Source organism: Bacillus sp. CECT 9360 (genome assembly GCF_918741275.1).
Lineage (GTDB): Bacteria > Bacillota > Bacilli > Bacillales > DSM-1321 > Peribacillus.
Genome location: NZ_CAKKNA010000019.1, coordinates 1 through 20956 on the forward strand (window position 1 = coordinate 1; position 20956 = coordinate 20956).

Sequence of the window (20956 nt, forward strand, 5' to 3'; positions counted from 1 at the left end):
GTAGGGGGTGAACAGTTTAGTTGACGGGATTTAACCCACGGGTGCGACGTTCTACCCCGACTACCGTAATATTAAGACCATAAATAAAAAGGTCAACCAGAAATATCTGGCTAACCTTATATTACGAACGGGTGCAAGAGTTGATGATATAAAGGGGATTTTTTATGGATTACAAAATCGTTTTTTTCGATATTGATGGAACTATTACACATCATGAGGATGGTAGTATTTCAAATAAAACTAAAGAAGCAATTAAAGCATTGAAAAGCAGAGGATTAAAGGTTGTAGCTGCAACAGGAAGACCGTTATCCATGTGCAAAGAAATAGGGGAATTGAGGATAGATACCTTCATCACAGCAAACGGAGCGTATGTGAAGCACAATCAAAAGGTAATTTATAAAGTACCGATGGATCAAAACATAATACAAGAAGTGGTTGATTTTGCATACACAGAGAATCACGCTCTTTCATTCTACACCGAAGATTTTAGCATGAACGGTGTAAAAGATACTAACATACTAAAAGCGTTGAAGGAAACTTTGTCATTGAATGATTATCCTGCAATAAATCAGCTGATTCATAATCAAGAAGTATTTTTAATGTGTCTGTTTGCAAATGATGAAACGGTTGAGAAATACATTCATAAATTTCCTCATCTAATATTTAAAAGATGGCATCCTTTTGTGTTGAATATATTACAAGAAGAGGTATCTAAATCTTTAGCCATCAAAGAAGTTTTACAATATTTTAACATTGATAAATCGGAAGCTATTGCGTTTGGCGATGGAGAGAATGACATAGACATGTTGGAATTAGTAGGACTTGGTGTAGCAATGGGGAATGGAAATGAAAAATTAAAAAATGTTGCTGATTTCGTAACTAAAAAATCCAGTGAAGACGGTATTGAGTTTGCATTAAAAAAATATGGGATAATTTAAACAGAAACAAAGGAGTTCTTTTTTATAAGAACTTAATACCGACTCTCAATGCATCAAGTTAACACATTCTAATTGTACTTACCTATGGGAAACTCAATGGAATCGGGTCATACAATCATGGTCTCATGGGAAAATGCCGCCGAAGAGGGTATTTCGAGTCCCCGTTCAAAGAAGGAATTCCGTGCCCCTGCACTAGCGTATAAGGAAATGGAAGTGATAGATGGCGGAAGCTTTTTTTTAATTTGATTTCAATGCTAATAATCGTAAATACTGTTATAAAGAAATGAAGTCTAATAGAATAATTTGGTTTTATTAGGGGTGTCCATTTTGGATCCTCTTTTTGTTGCTTGTTAGCATCATTGGCACTACTTAGGTATAAAGGTTTCTTCAAGTCGAGCTATGTCAAATAGCGATATAGTGATCACTTAGCTACTCTATCTTTATTCCGCCACTACATCGTGATCCGATCTAGGTTAGAGAGTAACGGACTAAAAAGGCATAAAAAAGGCTGACGCATAAGCGTCAGCCAGGGCAAGGCTCTTATTTATCAAATTGAAAATCAGGTTCACCGTATTTTTCATTTAGAGACACGGAAAGATCATGTCCATCAAAAAACCACAGATCGTCTTCTTCAATATAAAAAGTGATGCCGTTTTTTTCTATGGTTGTAGCAGGATTAAAGGGAGCCTCATTGTTGATTCCTAAAGAGAAGCCGCTTTGGACTTTGCTGGAACCACCATATCGGGCATAGAACCGAAGATGATCCCCGGTATGCAAATTCATCTCATCTGCATACCACGTTACTGCTTCATCGGAAATAGTTAGATTCATGAAAATCTCCTCCTTCATAAGTGATGCTATAGTATAGAGGATAACATAAAAAGAAACGAATGAACCAGTTTGGAGCTAGCAGGAATTACAAACATCCTGTTGAATTGTTATTGATATAGATCCATACCTAAATGATAAACTATTCATTATTAAGATATTGTGACATAAATCACTATAATTTAATAAGATATAGAGAAGGAGGCTATGTTGCGGAAAACTGAGCTTCTAAAAGGAACGACTGAGATGATTTTATTATCACTTCTCAAGGAAAAAGATATGTATGGGTATGAGTTGACAGAATTGTTGAGGCAAGTAAGCAATGATTACCTTCAGTTAAAAGAAGGAACGTTATATCCGGCATTGAAGAAACTCGAAGAAAAAGAATTGGTGAAAAGTTATTGGAAGGATTCCTTTGAGGGGCCCCGCAGGAAATATTACTACATAACAAAATTGGGCTTTCAAGAATTAGAGGCTTATGTGAACCAATGGAAGGATTTCCAAGTCATCATCCAAAATATAATCGAATATAGAAGATGAGAAGTGTGGGATTGGAAAACGAAAGCTACCATTTATTATCGACATGGTAGCTTTTCGTTTTATTCAGGGTTCGTCTCTTCGTTTTTTTGAATCTCGGCAAGCCTCGCGAGCAAGATATGCTGAGGCATATGCATGATTTGTTCGAGCGGCATGTTTAAAGATTTTGATAGTTTTTGGGCCGTTTCCGGTGATATTTGTAAAGGGCGCATTTGTTTCTCCTTAAAAGAATATTATTTAAAACGTTGTAGAACAGTTCCTTTTCCAGCTTCAATTTCTACCTCTGCATAAGCACCGTTGATAAACGTAATTTGTGGAGGTAAATGGCCACAATCGATATCATAGATAATAGGTATTTGAAGCTCATCCGAAAGGTCTTTATACACATCTTCCGCGGTGTAGTTACCTTCAGGGATATTGGCTTCACTGCGGCCGAACATAATGCCTGAACACCCGTCAAACCAGCCTGCTAATTTCATTTGGACGAGTGATCTGCGCAAATCAGTGGTAGATAGATCACAATTCTCTAAATACCATAAAATCGGTTCCCTATTAATAACCTGTTCTCTGAATTGTTTTACGTTTCCATAGGGTGTGCCGATTAAATGTCTGATTACGTCAATGCATCCGCCAAGTAAGCGGCCTTTAATCTTTTCACTTTTCCCCGAAACGGTTTTCCAAAAAGTTGTCTCGGTCAAGTTAAACACATATGGTGATGGATTATCGTGTTGCCATTCCTTTTGATATTTCTCTGAAGAATGTTGGATGACTGATTCCCCGATTGTTGTGGTAAGGACAGTTTCCCACTTGGCCGTTGTATTATCGGAAAATTCACCCCTGAGATCAACCAAATTTGTTCCATGAGCCGTTGCCAAACCAGTTTTCAGTGTGATGGCCAGTAACAGAACACTTGTGTCAGAATAACCGAGAATCCATTTTTTATTGATGTTATCAAAGTTCACGTGTTCGATCATTTCGATTAACAGCTGCCCGCCCCATGGAGGGATAATGATATCTATATTATCATCCTGCGCCATTTCATTAAATTCTTCGGCACGCTTTGCAGCGGGAGCAGACTTTGCCTTGTCTTGGGTCCAAACCGTCTCACCGCAAATGACGCAATATCCTTCTTTTTCCATGCGCCTGCATGCGAGTTTAAACATGTCGTGTAATTCTTCCGGGACACCTGAAGAAGGTGCCGTCACCCCGATTGTTGCCCCTTGTTTTAAAATCGGATAGTTAATCATTGAGATTCCCCCTTAATTTAATTAAGTTTACATCTCTCAAAACTAAAGTTAAATGACTAAAAAAGAAGGTCGTGAAGAATACGTAATAAATATGACCAGCTGCTGCTCCTTTTCCAGGCCGGTTTATTTGCATTCAAATTCGGGGATTGTTATTTTATATAGAAGGTTAAGAGTTCATGAAGTTTCAATCCTAAAATAATGACAAAGGAGGGGCAGCCTAATGTTTGATATGACAGCCGTGGCATATGATAAAATTCATTCGATCATTGAAGATGAGAAAAAAAAGGAAGAAACCCTGTATTTGCGCGTCTCGATGGGCATTGGCTGAGGCGGCCCTCAGCTAAAGCTTTCTCTGGAAGAGAAGCCACTCCAAGAAGATCAGGTTGTTTCAATTAGGGATATTAATGTCCTGATCCATAAGCGCGACGAACCTTATTTTAATGATGCGACACTTGATATTAGGGAAGACAAATTCGGCCATAAAAAATTTGTTTTGAATAAGGAGTAAGGAAAAACCGGGATCAACGAGAGCCCGGTTTTTCTTATAACCACTTTATTTTCGGTTCGGTCTTGTCGATTATTCGCCTAATATTTGCCCTATGTCTGTAAAAGATGAAGATTGCCAGTATAGAAATCACAATAATCAGTGGATCCTTAGGGGTGGTTATTAATGTGTAGATCACAGCGACTACAGCGACAATCATAGAAGATAAAGATACATATTTTGTTAGATATAATGAAATAAAGAAGATGATGACGACCAGCAAGAATAAGAACGGCGTATACGCCAGCAAGATTCCGCCTGATGTGGCAACCGCCTTTCCGCCCTTGAAGCCGGCAAAGACCGGGTACATATGTCCGACCACTGCCACTACACCCGCTAACAGTAGATGGACATCAGCTTCCGTTCCTAACATGAGCGGCAGTAACGTCGCCAGCGTCCCTTTAAGGATATCCATCGCTGTTACGACTAAGCCCGCTTTAATGCCCAGCGTGCGGAATGTGTTGGTACCACCAAGGTTTTTGCTGCCATGCTCGCGGATATCTGTATTGTAAAAAAGCTTGCCAATAATTAATCCTGAAGGGATCGAGCCGATCAAATACGCCAGCAGGATGGTTATAACCGTCATAATCATAATAATTGCCCTTTCTTAATAAGTTATGTAATCTGAAAATTTCAGTTGAAATTAAAAGAATGAGTGCTGCCTGAAGAAATGCTACCTTATTTTATCACGTAAATGAGAAAAAACCATTCCCTTTCTCTCATTTTTTTGAGACAGCAAAAGATCTTAGGGGATTTTTCATCTTCATCACCGGAACTTAGAAGTGAATAAAAAAGAACTGTTGTACTAAAACGTTATTTCTTTTTTTCGATTTTATTTCCATGAATAGGGTATGTATATAAAATAAGCAGTTATTTAGCATGCATGTTGAATGATTTGCTAATATGGAAGTCAAGAGGTCGTTGCTGGAAAAATAATAACAGGGAGATGTTACTTATGGTTATAGAAAATCCAAGCCGTGAAGAAATTGGCGCTATTTTGAAAAAAGCAAAACGGATCGCCGTTGTCGGTCTTTCCGATAATCCTGAACGAACGTCTTACATGATTGCCAAAGCGATGCAGGATAACGGCTATGAAATCATACCGGTCAACCCTTCTGTAGACGAAGTCCTTGGTGTGAAGGCAGTATCGTCCTTGAAGGAAATTGAAGGGCATGTCGATATCGTCAACGTGTTCAGACGTTCTGAATATTTGCCGGAGATCGCAAAGGAATTCGACGAGATCGATTCCGATATTTTCTGGGGGCAGCTTGGCGTGGCCAACGAAGAAGCCTACCAGTTTCTCAAAGACAAAGGATATACGGTCGTCATGGACCGCTGTATTAAAGTAGAACACGCAATGACTAAATAGGAAACCTAAAAAGGCTCGCCAATCGGCGAGTTTTCTTTATTTGACAGAAATATACCAAATGTAAGCAGAATGCAACTGAAAAGAGCCGGAAACACAAAGGGGTATACGCTTTTAGCTAAATTTTTAAAAACGATTTGCCAAATAAAAAAATATCGCTACAATTAGTCATATACACTAAAAGGCTTTAACTGGGCGATTCATACATAAAGCTAAAAGCCGAGGAACGAACATTTGTTCTTTTTGTACAAATCATTTATAGTTATGTTATAAAGGGTTAGTACCTACTTAAAGATGAGAGTCATTTCATGCAGTATGATATGGCCCGGAAATTGTGTTGCAAGGAAAGGGGAATTTCTGTGGCAAGAAACATTAATTCATTTGATTACAACGATGATGCGATTCAAGTACTTGAGGGACTTGAAGCCGTAAGAAAACGTCCGGGGATGTATATTGGTAGCACCGATGCCCGGGGACTGCATCATCTTGTTTATGAAATTGTTGATAACTCGGTTGACGAAGCTTTGGCCGGTCACGGTGATCATATAATCGTCAAAATTCATAAAGATGATAGCATCAGTGTAACAGACAAAGGCCGGGGGATGCCGACCGGAATGCATAAGCTTGGTAAGCCAACCCCAGAAGTAATTCTGACCATCCTCCATGCCGGCGGTAAGTTTGGCCAGGGCGGCTATAAAACGAGCGGAGGCTTGCACGGTGTTGGTGCTTCTGTCGTTAATGCCCTCTCAGAGTGGCTCGTTGTGACGATTAAAAGGGACGGTTTTGTCTATGAGCAAAGATTCCAGGATGGCGGGAAGCCGGTCACAACACTGGAAAAGCTCGGGAAAACCAATCAGTCCGGCACGAAGATTCACTTCAAACCGGATCCATCGATTTTTTCGACGACGACCTACAATTATGTAACAGTAAGTGAAAGGTTAAGAGAGTCGGCATTCCTCCTAAAAGGAATGAAGATTGAATTAATAGATGAGCGGCACGAAGAGCATGATGTCTTTCATTTTGAAAATGGCATCGAAGCATTTGTGCAGTATTTGAATGAAGAAAAAGATTCGCTTCATACCGTTGTCAGCTTTGAAGGGCAGCAAAATGACATGGAAGTCGACCTAGCTTTTCAATTCAACGATGGATATTCGGAGAATGTGCTAAGCTTTGTCAATAATGTGAGAACAAAGGATGGCGGCACGCATGAGGTCGGTGCGAAGACAGCGATGACTCGCGCGTTTAACGATTATGCGAGAAAAGCTGGCCTTTTAAAGGAAAAGGATAAAAACCTGGAAGGATCCGACATTCGTGAAGGCTTGTCCGCGATAATATCGGTGAGGATCCCGGAGGAATTCCTCCAATTCGAAGGTCAGACGAAAAGCAAGCTTGGGACAAGTGAGGCACGGTCTGCCGTTGATTCCATCGTCTCAGAGCATCTTGCTTATTTTTTTGAAGAAAATCCCGAGACGGGAGCACTTTTAGTCAAAAAATCGATCAAAGCATTCCAGGCTCGCGAAGCGGCAAGAAGAGCCCGTGAGGATGCGAGAGGCGGCAAAAAACGGAAGAAATCCGATGCCATTCTATCCGGTAAATTGACACCGGCGCAATCGCGGAATCCGCAGAAAAATGAATTGTACCTTGTGGAAGGTGATTCCGCGGGTGGGTCGGCCAAGCAGGGACGCGACCGTCGCTTCCAGGCCGTGCTTCCATTGCGTGGTAAGGTAATCAATACGGAAAAAGCAAAGCTTCAGGATATTTTTAAAAATGAAGAAATCAATACGATCATCCATGCCATCGGCGCAGGAGTCGGTCCCGAATTTAACGTAGAGGACATGAATTACGATAAAGTCATTATCATGACCGATGCGGATACGGATGGTGCCCATATTCAGGTATTATTGCTCACTTTCTTTTATCGCTACATGAAACCACTGTTTGATGCTGGGAAAGTGTATATTGCCCTTCCTCCTTTATATAAGGTGAGCAAAGGCGCTGGAAAAAAAGAAGTCATTGAGTATTCCTGGAGTGACGATGAGCTAAAAGATGCACTGGAAAAGGTAGGCAAAGGTTATATGATCCAGCGCTATAAAGGTTTGGGAGAAATGAATGCAGACCAGCTTTGGGAAACAACGATGAATCCTGAGACAAGAACACTGATCCGCGTCAAAATTGATGACGGTGCCCGCGCGGAAAGACGTGTGACAACGCTGATGGGAGACAAGGTTGAACCGCGCCGTAAATGGATCGAATCCAATGTTGAATTTGGTCTCGAAGAAGAATCGAATATTTTAGATAATGAAAATATGTCGGTTGCACAGGAGGTCAAATAATTTATGTCTGCAAGTGAGAAATTTCATGATTTGCCTTTAGAAGAGGTAATTGGCGACCGCTTTGGCCGCTATAGTAAATATATTATCCAGGATCGTGCCCTTCCCGATGCCCGGGACGGTCTGAAGCCCGTGCAAAGACGTATTTTATACGCGATGCATGTGGAAGGAAACACAAACGATAAAGGATACCGAAAAGCTGCAAAAACAGTAGGGAATGTCATTGGTAACTATCACCCGCATGGAGATTCTTCCGTGTATGAAGCGATGGTACGGATGAGCCAGGACTGGAAGCTACGGAATGTCATGATTCAAATGCACGGCAATAACGGAAGCATCGACGGGGATCCGCCGGCTGCTATGCGTTATACCGAAGCAAGGCTTTCCGCGATTGCATCGGAATTACTGCGAGATATCGATAAAAGAACGGTCAATCTTGTGCCAAACTTTGATGATACTTCAAACGAACCAGTTGTTCTTCCGGCGATGTATCCGAATTTGCTTGTTAATGGCTCTACCGGTATTTCTGCGGGTTACGCGACCGATATTCCTCCGCATCAATTAGGAGAAGTGATTGATGCGGCCATTATGCGGATTGAAAAGCCGGATGTGACCGTTGATGAATTGATGACGGTCATTAAAGGGCCCGATTTTCCGACAGGCGGCATTATCCAGGGGATAGAAGGCATCAAAAAGGCTTATGAAACCGGAAAAGGGAAAATCATCATCCGAGGTAAAGCGGAAGTGGAAGAAATCCGCGGCGGAAAGCAGCAAATCGTCATTACCGAAATCCCTTTTGAGGTGAACAAAGCCAATCTTGTCAAAAAAATAGACGAGTTTCGTATCGACCGCAAGATGGAGGGCATTGCAGAAGTTCGTGATGAAACAGACCGGACAGGCATGCGGATCGTCATTGAACTGAAAAAAGAAGCAGACGCAAACGGTGTATTGAATTATTTATATAAAAATACCGATTTGCAGGTGGCTTACAATTTCAACATGATCGCGATTTATAAAAAGCGGCCGACGTTGATGAGCCTTCCGAAGATGCTCGATGCTTACATCGGTCACCGTAAGGAGGTCATCACCAACCGTTCGCGCTATGAATTACAAAAAGCGCATGACCGCGCACATATCGTAGACGGGCTGATGAAGGCCTTGTCGATTTTGGACGAGGTCATAGCTAGTATCCGTTCATCCAATGATAAGCGGGACGCCAAGGATAACTTGATTGCGAAGTTCGATTTTACCGAGCCGCAGGCTGAAGCGATCGTTTCTTTACAGCTTTACCGCTTAACGAATACCGATATTACGGCTCTGCAGGCTGAAGCTGCGGAGTTGAAAAACAAGATTGCCGAGCTGACAGCCATTCTTGAAAGCGAGAAGGTTCTCCTGGGAGTCATCAAAAAAGAGCTGAAGCAAATTAAAAAAGAGTATAACGATGTACGACGCTCTAAAATTGAAGACGAGATCGAGGAAATTAAGATTAATCTTGAAGTGCTTATCGCAAGCGAAGATGTGATGGTGACGGTTACGAATCAAGGCTATGTCAAGCGCACATCACTCCGTTCCTATGCGGCATCCGGCGGGCTTGATTTTGGCATGAAGGACAGCGATCGCCTGCTGCAAAAGTTAGAAACCAACACAACCGATGTTATTTTACTATTCACCAACAAAGGAAATTATTTATATTGCCCGGTGCATCAGCTTCCGGACATCCGCTGGAAGGAAACGGGCCAGCATATTGCTAACATCATCCCGATCGAACGCGATGAGCAAATTGTCAAAGCCATTCCTATCAAGGATTTTGCACAGCCAAACTATTTACTGTTTGTCACAAAACAGGGAATGGCAAAGAAAACCGAGCTGCCCGCATACAAAGCACAGCGCTATTCCAAGTCACTTGTTGCGCTTAACTTAAAAGGCGGCGATGAGCTTGTGGACGTCCATTTGACAGATGGACAGAGTGAAGTCTTCCTTATAACTAACTACGGATACGCCCTGTGGTTCGATGAAGAGGAAGTGAGTATCGTCGGTGCCCGTGCTGCCGGTGTCAAAGGCATTAACTTAAAAGATGGCGATTATGTCGTAGGCGGTAAGGTCCTGAATAAGGAGAATGCGGAAGCCATCGTGATTGTGACCCAGCGCGGAGCCATTAAGAAAATGAAGCTTACCGAGTTTGAAAAAGCAAGCCGCGCCAAACGTGGTGTTGTCGTATTGCGAGAGTTAAAGTCGAACCCACATCGGGTCATCGGCTTTGAAACGGCTGTGAAGACCGATTCCATTTTCATTGAATCAGAAAAGGGAGCGGTCGAAACCGTTCATGTTTCTTCTCTTAAATTTACTGACCGTTATACGAATGGATCGTTCATCCTCGATGATAGCGAAAGCGGCAACGCAAAGGGCATTTGGAAAATCAGCGTCGAAGAAAAAAGCGACACTCAAGAATCATAATTAGTTATTTTTTAGGACCAAATCATTGGATTTGGTCCTTTTTCTTTTGATTTCCTACAAGCTTCTAATCTGTCCAAAAATAAACAACTCCAACACACCAAAACCACATAGACCTGGCAAAGGTTTAAACCACTTAGAACCATTGCGCTATTTTTAATAAATAGTGGAAATACCTTCAATAATTTCTTTTCTCTTGGAAATACTAAGAAAAAATTATACCAGACGGAAGGAAAGATTTGATGGATCATTTAGTAATAGCCCGGTCGATGTTTGGGACTACGATGGGGTTTCATATTATTTTTGCAACGATTGGAGTGGGATTGCCGCTCATGATGCTCCTCGCTGAATTGATGTACCAAAGGACAAAGGATTTCCACTATGCCGTTATGGCTAAGCGCTGGACAAAGACGTTTGCCGTTTTGCTTGGTGTCGGTATTCCAACCGGTACTATTGCAGGAGTACAGCTGTCTTTGCTTTGGCCCGGTTTTATGGAGGTTATCGGGCGGGTTATGGCATTGCCGTTCCAAATTGAGATTTACGCCTTTTTTGTAGAGGCCTTATTTATGTCCATTTATGTATACGCAGCGGATAAGATTCCACCGTGGATGAGAATCATTAGTTTGACGTTAGTGGCATTTGGGGCGGTTGCTTCTGCTGTACTTATTTCCAATGTGCATGCCTTTCAGGGGACTCCCGCAGGCTTTAGGGTCGAAGATGGGAGAATCGTCGACGTTGAACCATGGAAAGCGTTTTTTAATAAAAGCTTCCTCGTAACAGCGGGTCATGTTGCTTTATCCGCCTATACGACCGGTGCGTTTGTGGTCGCCGCTGTTGCCGCCTTTAAAATGATCAAAGCAGGGGCAGGTTCGATGCTGTATGGTTTTCATAAAAAAGCGTTAATGCTCGCTGTCATAACCGGCGGGGTCTTTAGCTTGCTGACAGCTCTCAACGGGCATGCTACCACTCAAAATATATTTCACACCCAGCCTGAAAAATTGGCGGCTGCCGAAGGATTATTTGAAACACAAACCCATGCGCCTTTAAGCGTACTCGGTTTTACTGATAAAGAAGAACAGGAGGTCAAATGGGGAATTGAAATTCCTTGGATGCTAAGCTTTCTTGCCGGAAACAGTTTTGATACAGAGGTGCAAGGCTTGAACGACTTTCCGGAAGAGTTATGGCCGCCGCTTTTTGTCCATACGATGTTCAATATCATGTTCATAACCGGGTCCCTGTTAATTGTGCTGGCATTCGCTGCAATTGTCTGGGATAAATGGCTGAAAAAAGATTTTTCAAAATGGATGATATGGTTATTCGTTTTGTCAGGCCCGGCTGCTGTGGCTGCAATAGAAAGCGGGTGGATTTTGGCGTGCACCGGCCGCCAGCCATGGTCGATTTACAGGACATTATCGACGGCGAATTCAGTCACATCCGCGCCTAATCTGGGGATATTATTTATGTTATTTATCATTGTCTATATCATTCTAGGGGCGGCGGTCGTATTTGTGATTCTCTATTATTTTAAACGGAATACGGTTATCGATGATATACACCGCGCGGAGGAAAAAGGGGTTCACTTATATGGTTCTAATTGATAAGGGGGAGATGACGTGACGGATGCAGTAATCGCGAGTACGGTTCTTTGGGGTTTTGTTTTTATTTACTCGGTTATGGCCACGATGGATTTTGGTGCTGGATTCTGGTCGATGGTATACATTAACCGTACGAAGACAGGCGCAACGAATATCGCCAATCGCTATTTATCACCGACCTGGGAGGTTACAAACACGTTCATTGTCGCGTTGGTGATTGCCGTGTACAGTATGTTTCCGGGGGCAGCCTATACGCTTGGCACCATTCTGTTAGTTCCGGGAAGTGCTATTTTGCTGCTGCTTGCACTCCGCAGCGCTTTTCTCGTTTTTTCCAATACTGCAACGGACTATAGAAAGGTCCTTACTTATATATCCGGGATCGCGGGAATCATCATACCCGGTTTATTAATCAGCGTGCTGCCCATCACGCACGGAGACTTTGTGGAAATCACGGATGGCAACGAAATACTGAATTTAGGTGAGGTATTTACCAGTCCAAACACGTATGCGTTTATCGGCTTTGCGATCAGCAGTACATTATTTTTGTCTTCCTTGCTTCTTTCCGACTATTCAAATGCATCAGATGAGCTGGAGGCTTTCAAGGTATACCGCAGAGATGCGATAATAACGGGTCCGATTTCGATGATTATGGCTCTAATCATCATGGTGACTTTAGAACAGGAAGCGAACTGGATCTATGTGAAAATGATGGAGGACCTGCCGCTTTTAATTGCCTCTGTCTGTTTTTTCCTGATCGGTGGTGTAGCGCTATACCTGCCGTTCTTTACGAAAAAAGCTGTCAGCGGCTTGCCAAGGGCAGCCGTGGTGGCGGTCACCATTCAATATTTGATTGCCAGTTTTGTCTATGGACGGGCCCATTTGCCGTATATGGTCTATCCGCATGTCACAATCGAATCTGGCTTCACTGATCCAAATTCGTTCCGGGCTGTTTTTGCCACCTACATTGTCGGTTTCCTGATTCTATTTCCAGGATTTATTTACTTCTGGTCCATTTTCATGAAAGACAGCCGTTCGAAATCTAAAGAGTCCAAGAATCCGTTGAGAGGGGGATAAATGGCATGTCAGGCAATTTACTCAAGCTTTTAACGATTGTTTTATGTGTGTCAATTGGTTATAACTCAGCAGCTGCCCAGGAGAATTCAAAATCAGATGAACAGACAGTTGTGACAAATAAGCACGATGTGACCGGTGATGGTAAATTGGATAGCGTATCTATAGAAGGGGTTCTCTATGAATCCGAAAGCCTTTTTTTAAAAAAGATCAAACTTGTAGTTAAAGTGGCAAAAGGGAAAAAAATCGAAGTTCCGCTGGATGCAGGCTATGAACCGAAGCTTGAATTTGCCGACTTTAATCGTGATGGAGTGGATGATGTGTTCATCACCATTCCAACGGGTTCCAGCGGAGGTATCATTAACAGCTATGCTTATACGTTTACCGGCGAGAAAGCAGTTGATTTGACGGTACCGCCACCTGTTGAAATAAACGGGCAATTTTTAGATAACTATAAAGTTAACCTTTCAATACCTTTTCAGAAAACTCTTTTCTTGGACGTCAGTGAGCGGAAAAAGGACTATGAAAGAATCGGTTTATATCAACCCAATGGCAAGTTGAACGAACCGACAGAAGTCATGGTCGACCCCTATTCATTATTGAGAATTTTCGACTCCAAGAACAGCGGCAAAGGGTTAAGGGGTACTCAACGTGTCAGCGGCGCTTATCATGCGGATGCATTGGCAGACGTCTATTCAGAATGGGAGTACCAAGATGGGAAATGGGAGCTGGTCGGAACAAGGACGAAAACGCACATAGAAAAGAACAGTAAGGAATAATGTAAGGAGCTGATTCATTCGTTGCGAATCAGCTCCTTTGTTATGCACCTCAATTCATCATTTAGACTTGACCGGAGTTCCTTGATGAAAACACATTTTCCATCTTCCGTCTATATCCTTCCAAATAGAACTGCGCAAAGTATGTTGCTTTCTGGTTAAATCATGTAAACGATAGGTAATCAGCACGACATCTGAAGCCAAAGGCTTTATTTCAAAATCAGACCTTGTGCTTTCAAATACAGTCAACCCATCGAGACAATCCTGTTTATTTTTTGTTTGTCCAGAGCTTGTAAATTCAAGAAAATCGTCTGAAAGCAGACTCTCAAGTTCACCTATAGATGTACGAACTTCAGCCGTAAGCAATTGCTCCTCTAACTGACGAATATGCTCTTCTAATGATGAATGGCTTTCCATGGTCATCCCCCCTATAATAATTCTAAAAATTATAGCATATTTCGGACGGAATCATAGATTATGCTGTTGCACTTTTTTCCTTTTTATCTATAAAATAGAATAGAAGAAAACAAATGTTAGATAGGAAGTGTTACGATGAGATACTACTCGAAAAAAGGACCGTTCATATCAGTAGTTTTATGGGGCCTGATCCTTTGGGGAACAGGAACTGCTATTTATCATTTTTTGAAAGGTACCGGAGAGGGCAATCTGGCAGATGTCATCATACCTGTCCTGGCTGCTGCTTTAGTTGCCTGGCTGTGGTTTACGACTTATTATGAGATTAAAGGGGAAACCTTGTACGTGAGTTCCGGACCTATAAAGAAAATGATACATATTAAAACGATCCATAGCATCCGCAGGACCTACAATCCGATATCAAGTCCGGCATTATCTTTGGACAGAATCGAAATCAAGTATAACATGGACGATACCGTCATTATTTCACCGAAGGACAAAGAGCAATTCACCTCAGCACTTAAAGAAATCAATCATGATATAACGATAGAATTGGAAACCAAGGGCTTTTAAAATGCAAATTGACAATTCAGAAATGTTTGTTAAAATCAGATTGAAAGCTGCTTTTTTATATTTGCGAGTGATAAGGAGTGATGCCTTACGGATTTAAAGGACCGCATTATTGAAACAGCGCTCAATCTTTTTGAACGTCATGGGTTTCATGGCGTTACGGTTAATCAGATCGTCAGGGAAACCGGCACGTCAAAAGGCGGTTTTTACCACCACTTCGGGTCGAAGGATGAACTGCTTTTTGTCATTCATGACTACTTCATCTCATATGTATTAACCAAGGCACAGGAAATTATTGAAACCGATATGAACCCCTCAGAAAAAATGCAGAAGATCATTAAGTCATTTGTAAAAGTGTTTGATCTCTATAAACCTCACATTTCAGTATTCTATCAGGAAAGTATCTATTTAAAGCCCCAATATGTTGACGCCATCAAAGAAAAACGAGAATCCTATAAAGTAATCATTTTTGACGTAATCCGGGAAGGGATTGAAAAGGGAGAATTCCGGCCTGAACTGCCTGTCGAAATCACCGGCATGTCCATTTTAGGAATGGTGAACTGGTCTTATAAATGGTACAAAAAAGACGGTGAAAAAACGATCGAGGAAATCGCCGATATTTATGTAGACCTAATTCTGCAATCGCTTTTGACAGAGCAGACAAAGAAAGACGGCATATTCAAGGAATATTTCTTGGAAAGCAGATTAGCTTTAGATAAAAAGTAAACGCTTACATTAGCGATTAACCGACCAACCAGTCGGTCTACGAACGGAAAAACATGAATGGAGGAGGAGTTATATGGAGTTTGCACTCTCTAAGGAACAGCAAATGGTCAAGGAAATGGTGCGCGAGCTGGCAGAGAAGGAGATTAAGCCGATCGCGATTGAACTAGACGAAAAGTCACAATTCGCGGAAGATGTGTTCAAGAAAATCGGAGAACTTGGCTTGCTGGGCATCCCGTTCCCGGAAGAATACGGCGGTTCCGGCGGGGATACAATTTCCTACGCGATCGCGGTCGAGGAGATCGGCAAGGCGTGCGGCGGCACCGGTTTAAGCTATGCGGCAGCGGTATCCCTTGGCGCGAGTCCTATCTACTATTTCGGAACAGAGGAACAGAAACAGAAGTATCTGGTCCCGCTCGCAAAGGGTGAAACACTTGCCGCGTTTGGGTTAACCGAACCGAACGCCGGGAGTGACGCGGGTGGAACCCGGACACAAGCTGTGCTCGTTGGTGATGAGTACGTGATCAATGGCGAGAAATGCTGGATCACTAACGCCGGCTACTCAGAGACCATCACGGTGACGGCTGTCTCAGGAAAAGACGAACGTGGCAAGAATATCATTTCCGCATTTATCGTTCCTACAGATACGCCGGGCCTTACGATTACTTGCAATTATGAAAAGATGGGCGTGCGCGCTTCCAATACATGCGAAATTATTCTTGAGGACGTCCGTGTACCGAAGGAGAATTTATTGGGAGATCCGCAAAAAGGCTTCAAGCAATTCTTGTATACGCTTGATGGTGGCAGAATTTCAATTGCCGCATTGGCCGTAGGACTTGCCCAGGCGGCGTTCGACCGTGCGCTTAGCTTTGCAAAAGAACGGCAGCAGTTCGGTCAACCGATATCCAATTTCCAAGCGATTCAATTCAAGCTGGCTGATATGGCGATGGAAATCGAGTTGGCAAGGAATATGGTCTATAAAGCCGCCTGGCTAAAGGACAATAATAAGCCATTTACAAAAGAATCAGCCTATGCCAAGCTTTTTGCCACTGAAATGGCATTCCGGTCATGTAATCAGGCAATTCAGATTCATGGGGGCTCTGGCTATATGCGTGAATATGAAGTCGAGCGTTATTTACGAGATGCCAAATTACTTGAAATCGGTGAAGGGACTTCAGAGATTCAGAGAATCGTCATTGCCAGACAATTAGGCTGCTAGTTGAAAAGCGCAAGCGCATTTCAAGAAATGAACGTCGACTAACACCTGCCACATCGTTATGTCTTACGTCGACGCCAGCCCATCCTGGGCAAGTCCGGAAACACACCATCAATCATAAGACAGTCGTAGAGCATTCATCCTAAACTAATTCATGGGAGGAGTCAGATGTCTGAATTATTGCATGTTACGGTTGGGAAGCTTTTGGAACAAACAGCGAAGAACGAGGGAGAACAGGAAGCGGTTGTATACCATGACCTTGGATTGCGCTACACATATAAAGAATTTGAAATGGTTTGCCGGGAAGCAGCCCGGGGATTCATGTCACTCGGAATCGAAAAAGGGGACCACATCTCCATCTGGGCCACGAATCAACCGGAATGGCTGATTACCCAGTACTCCACTGGCAAAATGGGGGCTGTCCTCGTTACGGTGAATACCAATTATCGGGCCGCCGAATTGGAATACCTGTTACAACAATCTGATTCTTCAACGATCATTTTGATGGAAAAATTTAAGGACCATTCATACATGGAGACGTTATATGAGATCATTCCCGAATTAAAAACGTGCGAGCCAGGGAAATTACAATCTAAGAAACTGCCGAAACTAAAAAATGTCATTGTTCTTGGCAAGAAGCGATATCCCGGTACTTTTTCCTGGGATAATGTCATGGCTGGTAAAGACAGCGTCTCTGAAGAGATGCTCGATGCCCGGATGGAGTCTATGGATCCCGATGATGTCATCAATATGCAATACACCTCGGGCACGACAGGCTTTCCGAAAGGGGTCATGCTGACGCATTCCAATATTGTCAATAACGGCTACAACATTGCTGCCTGTATGAAATTGACATCAACAGACCGTTTATGCATCCCGGTACCCTTTTTCCATTGTTTCGGCTGCGTGCTTGCCAATATGGCCTGTGTATCGGTCGGAGCGACAATGGTCCCGCTTGAAGAATTCAACCCGGAAAAAGTGCTCCGGACCGTGGAAGCAGAGAAATGCACCGCGCTTCATGGCGTCCCGACGATGTTTATCGCGGAACTGAATCTCCCAGACTTTGACTCTTATAATCTGAGTTCCCTAAGAACCGGGATCATGGCAGGCTCCAACTGCCCAATCGAAGTCATGAAAAATGTCGCCCATAAAATGGGTGCTTCGGAGATTACGATTGCTTACGGGCAGACGGAGTCCTCACCTGTGATCACCCAAACACGCACGAACGACCCGCTTGAATTGCGAGTATCCTCCGTGGGCCGGGCGCTGCCGAACGTCGAGGTGAAGATCGTAGAACCGGGCACATCTCATGAGGTGTCGCGTGGCGTCCAGGGTGAATTGTGCACAAGAGGCTATCATGTCATGAAAGGATACTATCATAACCCGGAGGCAACGAAGGAAGCGATTGATGGGGAAGGCTGGCTGCATACCGGCGATTTGGCGGTCATGGATGAAAACGGCTACTGCAGGGTGACCGGAAGGCTGAAGGATATGATCATCCGGGGTGGTGAGAATATCTATCCCCGCGAAATCGAGGAGTTTCTTTATCAGCATCCAGCCGTCCTTGACATACAGGTAATCGGGGTACCAGATCAAAAGTACGGAGAAGAAGTCATGGCCTGGATCATTCCGAAAGAAGGAGAAACCATAACGGCGGAAACAATCAGAGAATATTGTAGCGGGAAGATATCGCGGCATAAAATCCCCCGTTATATTCAATTTACCGACCAATATCCGATGACAGCATCAGGCAAAATCCAAAAATATAAATTGCGTGAACAATCGCTTGATTTGTTGAGCGAGACTCGCGCGGTAGGGAGGGATGTGCGTGTTTAGCAAAATTCTTATTGCAAACCGTGGGGAGATCGCCGCTAGAGTGATCCGAACGTGCAAACTCATGGGGATAACAACAGTTGCCGTTTACTCCGAAGCAGATAGAAACTCCCCGTTCGTATCCCTGGCAGATGAAGATTACCTTCTCGGTGGACCGAGGGTGAACGAAAGTTATTTGAATGGGGAGAAAATCATCGAAATCGCCAAGGAATCAGGCTGTGATGCGATCCATCCCGGGTATGGCTTTTTAAGCGAAAATGCGGACTTTGCCGATCGCTGTAGTAACGAAGGGATTGTTTTTATCGGTCCGGATTCAAAGGTAATTCGGAAAATGGGCAACAAAGTAGAAGCAAGAAAAACAATGGAAGCAGCCGGTTTGCCGTTAGTGCCCGGACTTTCCCGCCCATTGGCTGATAAAGAAGAAGCGTTGCTTGAGGCTGAAAGAATCGGCTACCCGATTATGTTGAAAGCATCAGCGGGCGGCGGCGGTATCGGCATGCAGGCTGTCAATAACAATGAAGAGCTTCTAAAAGCCTTTGAAGGGAACCAGAAGCGGGCGCAAATGTTTTTTGGAAACGGGGATATGTTCATTGAGAAGCTGATTGAAAAACCAAGGCATATCGAAATTCAGATTCTCGCTGATAACCATGGTGATGCCGTTTATTTATGGGAGCGGGAATGCTCGATTCAACGGCGGCACCAAAAGGTAATCGAGGAGGCCCCTTCGCCTTTCCTCGATGAAGCAACTAGGCAGAAAATGGGAGAAGCCGCCGTTAAGGCTGCAGGAGCGATCGGCTACAGCAATGCCGGAACGATAGAGTTTTTAGTAGATAAGGATAAAAACTTTTTCTTCCTGGAAATGAACACCCGGCTTCAGGTTGAACATCCGATAACCGAAGAAATTACCGGACTTGACCTGGTTGAACGGCAAATCAGGATTGCCTTCGGGGAAAATCTTTCTTTGAAGCAGGATGAGATTATTCGGAATGGTCATGCGATCGAAGCCCGGATTTACGCAGAAGATCCGTTGACCTTTTACCCGTCACCAGGTAAGATCACCGCGTTAAACCTGCCGAAGGGTAAAGGGATTCGTCATGAATTGGCGATAAATGAAAGTTCCGAGGTTACCCCATTTTATGATCCGATGATAGCTAAATTGGTCGTCAAAGGATCTACTAGACTGGAAGCAATTGATAGATTGCAGACAGCCCTTGCTGTTTATAAAGTCGAGGGAATTAAAACGAATGTCCCAATGCTGAACGAAATCGTTTCTTACAAAGAATTCAAGCAAGGAGAAACAACAACTGATTTTATCGAAAAGCTCTACAATCAACCGCAACTACCAACGTCGTAGCTCAGGAGGTAATCATTATGGCAGAAGTGAAAGCAAGCATGGCAGGCAGCGTATGGAAAATCGCAGTGTCCGTTGGTGAAAATGTTACGGAGGGACAGGATGTCATCATTCTGGAATCAATGAAAATGGAAATCCCGATATCAGCAGAAATGGCAGGGACGGTCAAAGAAATAAATGTGAATGAAACTGATTTTGTGAACGAAGGCGATGTTTTAGCGATTATCGAGTAAAAACTGACGGAGGGATTCGATGAAGTGGCCTGATCAAATAATCATCAAGGAAGTCGGTCCAAGGGACGGCTTACAAAATGAAAAGGAAATTGTTCCGACAGAAAGCAAGATCGCTTGGATTGACACTTTGTCTCAAACAGGTTTGTCATACATTGAAATTACGTCATTCGTCAATCCGAAATGGATCCCCCAACTGAGTGATGCCGCTGAGGTCGCGAAGGGAATAAAAAAAAATCCGGGGATTACATATGGCGCCCTTGTCCCAAACATGAAAGGGCTTGAAGCTGCGCTGACAGCGGACATTGATGAGATTTCTGTATTTATGTCAGCCAGTGAAACCCATAACATCAAGAACATTAATAAATCAATCGAAGCTACTTTTCCCGTCCTTCAGGAAACAGTCCGTTCAGCCCATGATGCGAGAAGAAACGTCAGGGGCTATGTTTCAACCGTGTTTGGCTGTCCATATGAGGGCAAAGTTTCTTTTGACCAGGTTTTCATGGTTTGTGACAGGCTGTTGGATATGGGAATCGGCGAGCTCTCACTCGGTGATACAATTGGCGTCGCTAACCCAAGGCAGGTGGAAACGTTTCTCGAGCTTGCAGTAAAGAGATATGATCGAAACAGGATTGCCCTTCATTTCCATGATACCCGGGGTATGGCCATGGCGAATATCCTGAAAGCATTGGATTATGGAATTTCGACATTTGATTCAGCACTTGGCGGTCTTGGGGGCTGTCCGTATGCCCCTGGTGCAAGCGGAAACGTGGCGACCGATGATCTTGTCCATATGCTTGAGAAAATGGGGATTTCCACAGGAGTCGATCAGGAACTACTGATGGAAGCAGCGCTGCTCATGCAGAAAAAACTTAACAAACAGCTGCCAAGCCATCAGATGGCCGTCTATTCCAACCAGTTAAATTAACCCCTTTT

At 43.4% G+C, this 20956-nt stretch carries 21 protein-coding genes; 16 read left to right on the forward strand and 5 right to left on the reverse strand.

Features of this window, described 5'->3' with window-relative positions; translation table 11 throughout:
* Positions 1-164 precede the first annotated feature (164 nt).
* The gene (locus LQ216_RS18245) at positions 165-938 is read left to right on the forward strand and encodes a Cof-type HAD-IIB family hydrolase (RefSeq protein WP_230130852.1); all 774 of its coding nucleotides are present in this window, start codon (positions 165-167) and stop codon (positions 936-938) included.
* 96 nt (positions 939-1034) lie between these two features.
* Complete coding sequence (locus tag LQ216_RS18250; protein WP_230130853.1) at positions 1035-1184, forward strand: hypothetical protein; 150 nt, start codon at positions 1035-1037, stop codon at positions 1182-1184.
* Positions 1185-1478: 294 nt separating this feature from the next.
* Here LQ216_RS18250 and LQ216_RS18255 read toward each other — a convergent pair whose 3' ends face one another.
* On the reverse strand, positions 1479-1769 hold the full coding sequence (locus LQ216_RS18255) for a HesB/YadR/YfhF family protein (RefSeq protein ID WP_230130854.1): 291 nt from the start codon (positions 1767-1769) through the stop codon (positions 1479-1481).
* Between the two features lie 204 nt (positions 1770-1973).
* Between LQ216_RS18255 and LQ216_RS18260 the strand changes: the two genes are divergently transcribed.
* Positions 1974-2306: a helix-turn-helix transcriptional regulator gene (locus tag LQ216_RS18260; RefSeq protein WP_230130855.1), complete on the forward strand. Its 333-nt coding sequence runs from the start codon at positions 1974-1976 to the stop codon at positions 2304-2306.
* A 59-nt stretch (positions 2307-2365) separates the two neighbouring features.
* On the opposite strand, the gene LQ216_RS18265 is transcribed toward LQ216_RS18260, so the two are convergent.
* From LQ216_RS18265 to plsY, 3 genes are all read right to left on the reverse strand, one after another.
* Positions 2366-2515, reverse strand: coding sequence for a YycC family protein (locus LQ216_RS18265; protein ID WP_230130856.1), 150 nt, complete (start codon positions 2513-2515; stop codon positions 2366-2368).
* Between the two features lie 21 nt (positions 2516-2536).
* Positions 2537-3550: a S66 peptidase family protein gene (locus tag LQ216_RS18270; protein ID WP_230130857.1), complete on the reverse strand. Its 1014-nt coding sequence runs from the start codon at positions 3548-3550 to the stop codon at positions 2537-2539.
* Positions 3551-4092: 542 nt separating this feature from the next.
* A complete protein-coding gene (plsY, locus tag LQ216_RS18275) occupies positions 4093-4686 on the reverse strand; it encodes a glycerol-3-phosphate 1-O-acyltransferase PlsY (RefSeq protein WP_230130859.1) in 594 nt (197 codons plus the stop codon).
* 363 nt (positions 4687-5049) lie between these two features.
* On the opposite strand from plsY, the gene LQ216_RS18280 reads away from it, so the two are divergent.
* From LQ216_RS18280 to LQ216_RS18305, 6 genes are all read left to right on the forward strand, one after another.
* Positions 5050-5463: a CoA-binding protein gene (locus LQ216_RS18280; protein ID WP_230130860.1), complete on the forward strand. Its 414-nt coding sequence runs from the start codon at positions 5050-5052 to the stop codon at positions 5461-5463.
* A gap of 317 nt (positions 5464-5780) precedes the next feature.
* The gene (gene parE / locus LQ216_RS18285; protein WP_230130962.1) at positions 5781-7793 is read left to right on the forward strand and encodes a DNA topoisomerase IV subunit B; all 2013 of its coding nucleotides are present in this window, start codon (positions 5781-5783) and stop codon (positions 7791-7793) included.
* A gap of 3 nt (positions 7794-7796) precedes the next feature.
* The gene (parC, locus tag LQ216_RS18290) at positions 7797-10244 is read left to right on the forward strand and encodes a DNA topoisomerase IV subunit A (RefSeq protein WP_230130861.1); all 2448 of its coding nucleotides are present in this window, start codon (positions 7797-7799) and stop codon (positions 10242-10244) included.
* Between the two features lie 239 nt (positions 10245-10483).
* On the forward strand, positions 10484-11839 hold the full coding sequence (locus LQ216_RS18295; protein WP_230130863.1) for a cytochrome ubiquinol oxidase subunit I: 1356 nt from the start codon (positions 10484-10486) through the stop codon (positions 11837-11839).
* 15 nt (positions 11840-11854) lie between these two features.
* The gene (locus LQ216_RS18300; protein ID WP_230130865.1) at positions 11855-12910 is read left to right on the forward strand and encodes a cytochrome d ubiquinol oxidase subunit II; all 1056 of its coding nucleotides are present in this window, start codon (positions 11855-11857) and stop codon (positions 12908-12910) included.
* Between the two features lie 5 nt (positions 12911-12915).
* Positions 12916-13686, forward strand: coding sequence for a hypothetical protein (locus LQ216_RS18305; RefSeq protein WP_230130867.1), 771 nt, complete (start codon positions 12916-12918; stop codon positions 13684-13686).
* Positions 13687-13743: 57 nt separating this feature from the next.
* On the opposite strand, the gene LQ216_RS18310 is transcribed toward LQ216_RS18305, so the two are convergent.
* Entirely contained in the window at positions 13744-14100 is a 357-nt protein-coding gene (locus LQ216_RS18310; RefSeq protein WP_230130869.1) for a DUF4440 domain-containing protein, read from the reverse strand.
* A 135-nt stretch (positions 14101-14235) separates the two neighbouring features.
* On the opposite strand from LQ216_RS18310, the gene LQ216_RS18315 reads away from it, so the two are divergent.
* The 7 genes from LQ216_RS18315 (at position 14236) to LQ216_RS18345 (ending at position 20948) form a co-directional block, all read left to right on the forward strand.
* Positions 14236-14670 carry a PH domain-containing protein gene (locus LQ216_RS18315; RefSeq protein WP_230130871.1) on the forward strand — a complete coding sequence of 145 codons (435 nt, stop codon included), beginning with the start codon at positions 14236-14238 and terminating at the stop codon, positions 14668-14670.
* A 105-nt stretch (positions 14671-14775) separates the two neighbouring features.
* Positions 14776-15393, forward strand: coding sequence for a TetR/AcrR family transcriptional regulator (locus tag LQ216_RS18320; protein ID WP_230130964.1), 618 nt, complete (start codon positions 14776-14778; stop codon positions 15391-15393).
* Positions 15394-15466: 73 nt separating this feature from the next.
* Positions 15467-16609, forward strand: coding sequence for an acyl-CoA dehydrogenase (locus LQ216_RS18325; protein WP_230130872.1), 1143 nt, complete (start codon positions 15467-15469; stop codon positions 16607-16609).
* Between the two features lie 165 nt (positions 16610-16774).
* On the forward strand, positions 16775-18442 hold the full coding sequence (locus tag LQ216_RS18330) for an AMP-binding protein (protein ID WP_230130874.1): 1668 nt from the start codon (positions 16775-16777) through the stop codon (positions 18440-18442).
* Positions 18435-19793 (forward strand): acetyl-CoA carboxylase biotin carboxylase subunit, encoded by a 1359-nt coding sequence (locus LQ216_RS18335; protein ID WP_230130876.1) that lies wholly within the window; start codon positions 18435-18437, stop codon positions 19791-19793. The genes LQ216_RS18330 and LQ216_RS18335 overlap by 8 nt, the downstream gene beginning before the upstream one ends.
* A gap of 17 nt (positions 19794-19810) precedes the next feature.
* Positions 19811-20023, forward strand: coding sequence for an acetyl-CoA carboxylase biotin carboxyl carrier protein subunit (locus LQ216_RS18340; protein ID WP_230130878.1), 213 nt, complete (start codon positions 19811-19813; stop codon positions 20021-20023).
* Between the two features lie 19 nt (positions 20024-20042).
* Positions 20043-20948 (forward strand): hydroxymethylglutaryl-CoA lyase, encoded by a 906-nt coding sequence (locus LQ216_RS18345; protein WP_230130880.1) that lies wholly within the window; start codon positions 20043-20045, stop codon positions 20946-20948.
* Positions 20949-20956 lie beyond the last annotated feature (8 nt).

What these genes read in the sequence shown, in the direction of transcription:
- LQ216_RS18345 (WP_230130880.1), top strand. Translation starts at nt 20,043, where the DNA reads ATGAAGTGGCCTGATCAAATAATCATCAAGGAAGTCGGTCCAAGGGAC.
- LQ216_RS18280 (WP_230130860.1), top strand. Translation starts at nt 5,050, where the DNA reads ATGGTTATAGAAAATCCAAGCCGTGAAGAAATTGGCGCTATTTTGAAA.
- LQ216_RS18270 (WP_230130857.1), bottom strand. Translation starts at nt 3,550, where the DNA reads ATGATTAACTATCCGATTTTAAAACAAGGGGCAACAATCGGGGTGACG.
- LQ216_RS18305 (WP_230130867.1), top strand. Translation starts at nt 12,916, where the DNA reads ATGTCAGGCAATTTACTCAAGCTTTTAACGATTGTTTTATGTGTGTCA.
- LQ216_RS18260 (WP_230130855.1), top strand. Translation starts at nt 1,974, where the DNA reads ATGTTGCGGAAAACTGAGCTTCTAAAAGGAACGACTGAGATGATTTTA.
- parC (WP_230130861.1), top strand. Translation starts at nt 7,797, where the DNA reads ATGTCTGCAAGTGAGAAATTTCATGATTTGCCTTTAGAAGAGGTAATT.
- LQ216_RS18265 (WP_230130856.1), bottom strand. Translation starts at nt 2,515, where the DNA reads ATGCGCCCTTTACAAATATCACCGGAAACGGCCCAAAAACTATCAAAA.
- parE (WP_230130962.1), top strand. Translation starts at nt 5,781, where the DNA reads ATGGCCCGGAAATTGTGTTGCAAGGAAAGGGGAATTTCTGTGGCAAGA.
- LQ216_RS18325 (WP_230130872.1), top strand. Translation starts at nt 15,467, where the DNA reads ATGGAGTTTGCACTCTCTAAGGAACAGCAAATGGTCAAGGAAATGGTG.
- LQ216_RS18330 (WP_230130874.1), top strand. Translation starts at nt 16,775, where the DNA reads ATGTCTGAATTATTGCATGTTACGGTTGGGAAGCTTTTGGAACAAACA.
- LQ216_RS18295 (WP_230130863.1), top strand. Translation starts at nt 10,484, where the DNA reads ATGGATCATTTAGTAATAGCCCGGTCGATGTTTGGGACTACGATGGGG.
- LQ216_RS18310 (WP_230130869.1), bottom strand. Translation starts at nt 14,100, where the DNA reads ATGGAAAGCCATTCATCATTAGAAGAGCATATTCGTCAGTTAGAGGAG.
- LQ216_RS18245 (WP_230130852.1), top strand. Translation starts at nt 165, where the DNA reads ATGGATTACAAAATCGTTTTTTTCGATATTGATGGAACTATTACACAT.
- LQ216_RS18255 (WP_230130854.1), bottom strand. Translation starts at nt 1,769, where the DNA reads ATGAATCTAACTATTTCCGATGAAGCAGTAACGTGGTATGCAGATGAG.
- LQ216_RS18315 (WP_230130871.1), top strand. Translation starts at nt 14,236, where the DNA reads ATGAGATACTACTCGAAAAAAGGACCGTTCATATCAGTAGTTTTATGG.
- LQ216_RS18340 (WP_230130878.1), top strand. Translation starts at nt 19,811, where the DNA reads ATGGCAGAAGTGAAAGCAAGCATGGCAGGCAGCGTATGGAAAATCGCA.
- plsY (WP_230130859.1), bottom strand. Translation starts at nt 4,686, where the DNA reads ATGATTATGACGGTTATAACCATCCTGCTGGCGTATTTGATCGGCTCG.
- LQ216_RS18250 (WP_230130853.1), top strand. Translation starts at nt 1,035, where the DNA reads ATGGAATCGGGTCATACAATCATGGTCTCATGGGAAAATGCCGCCGAA.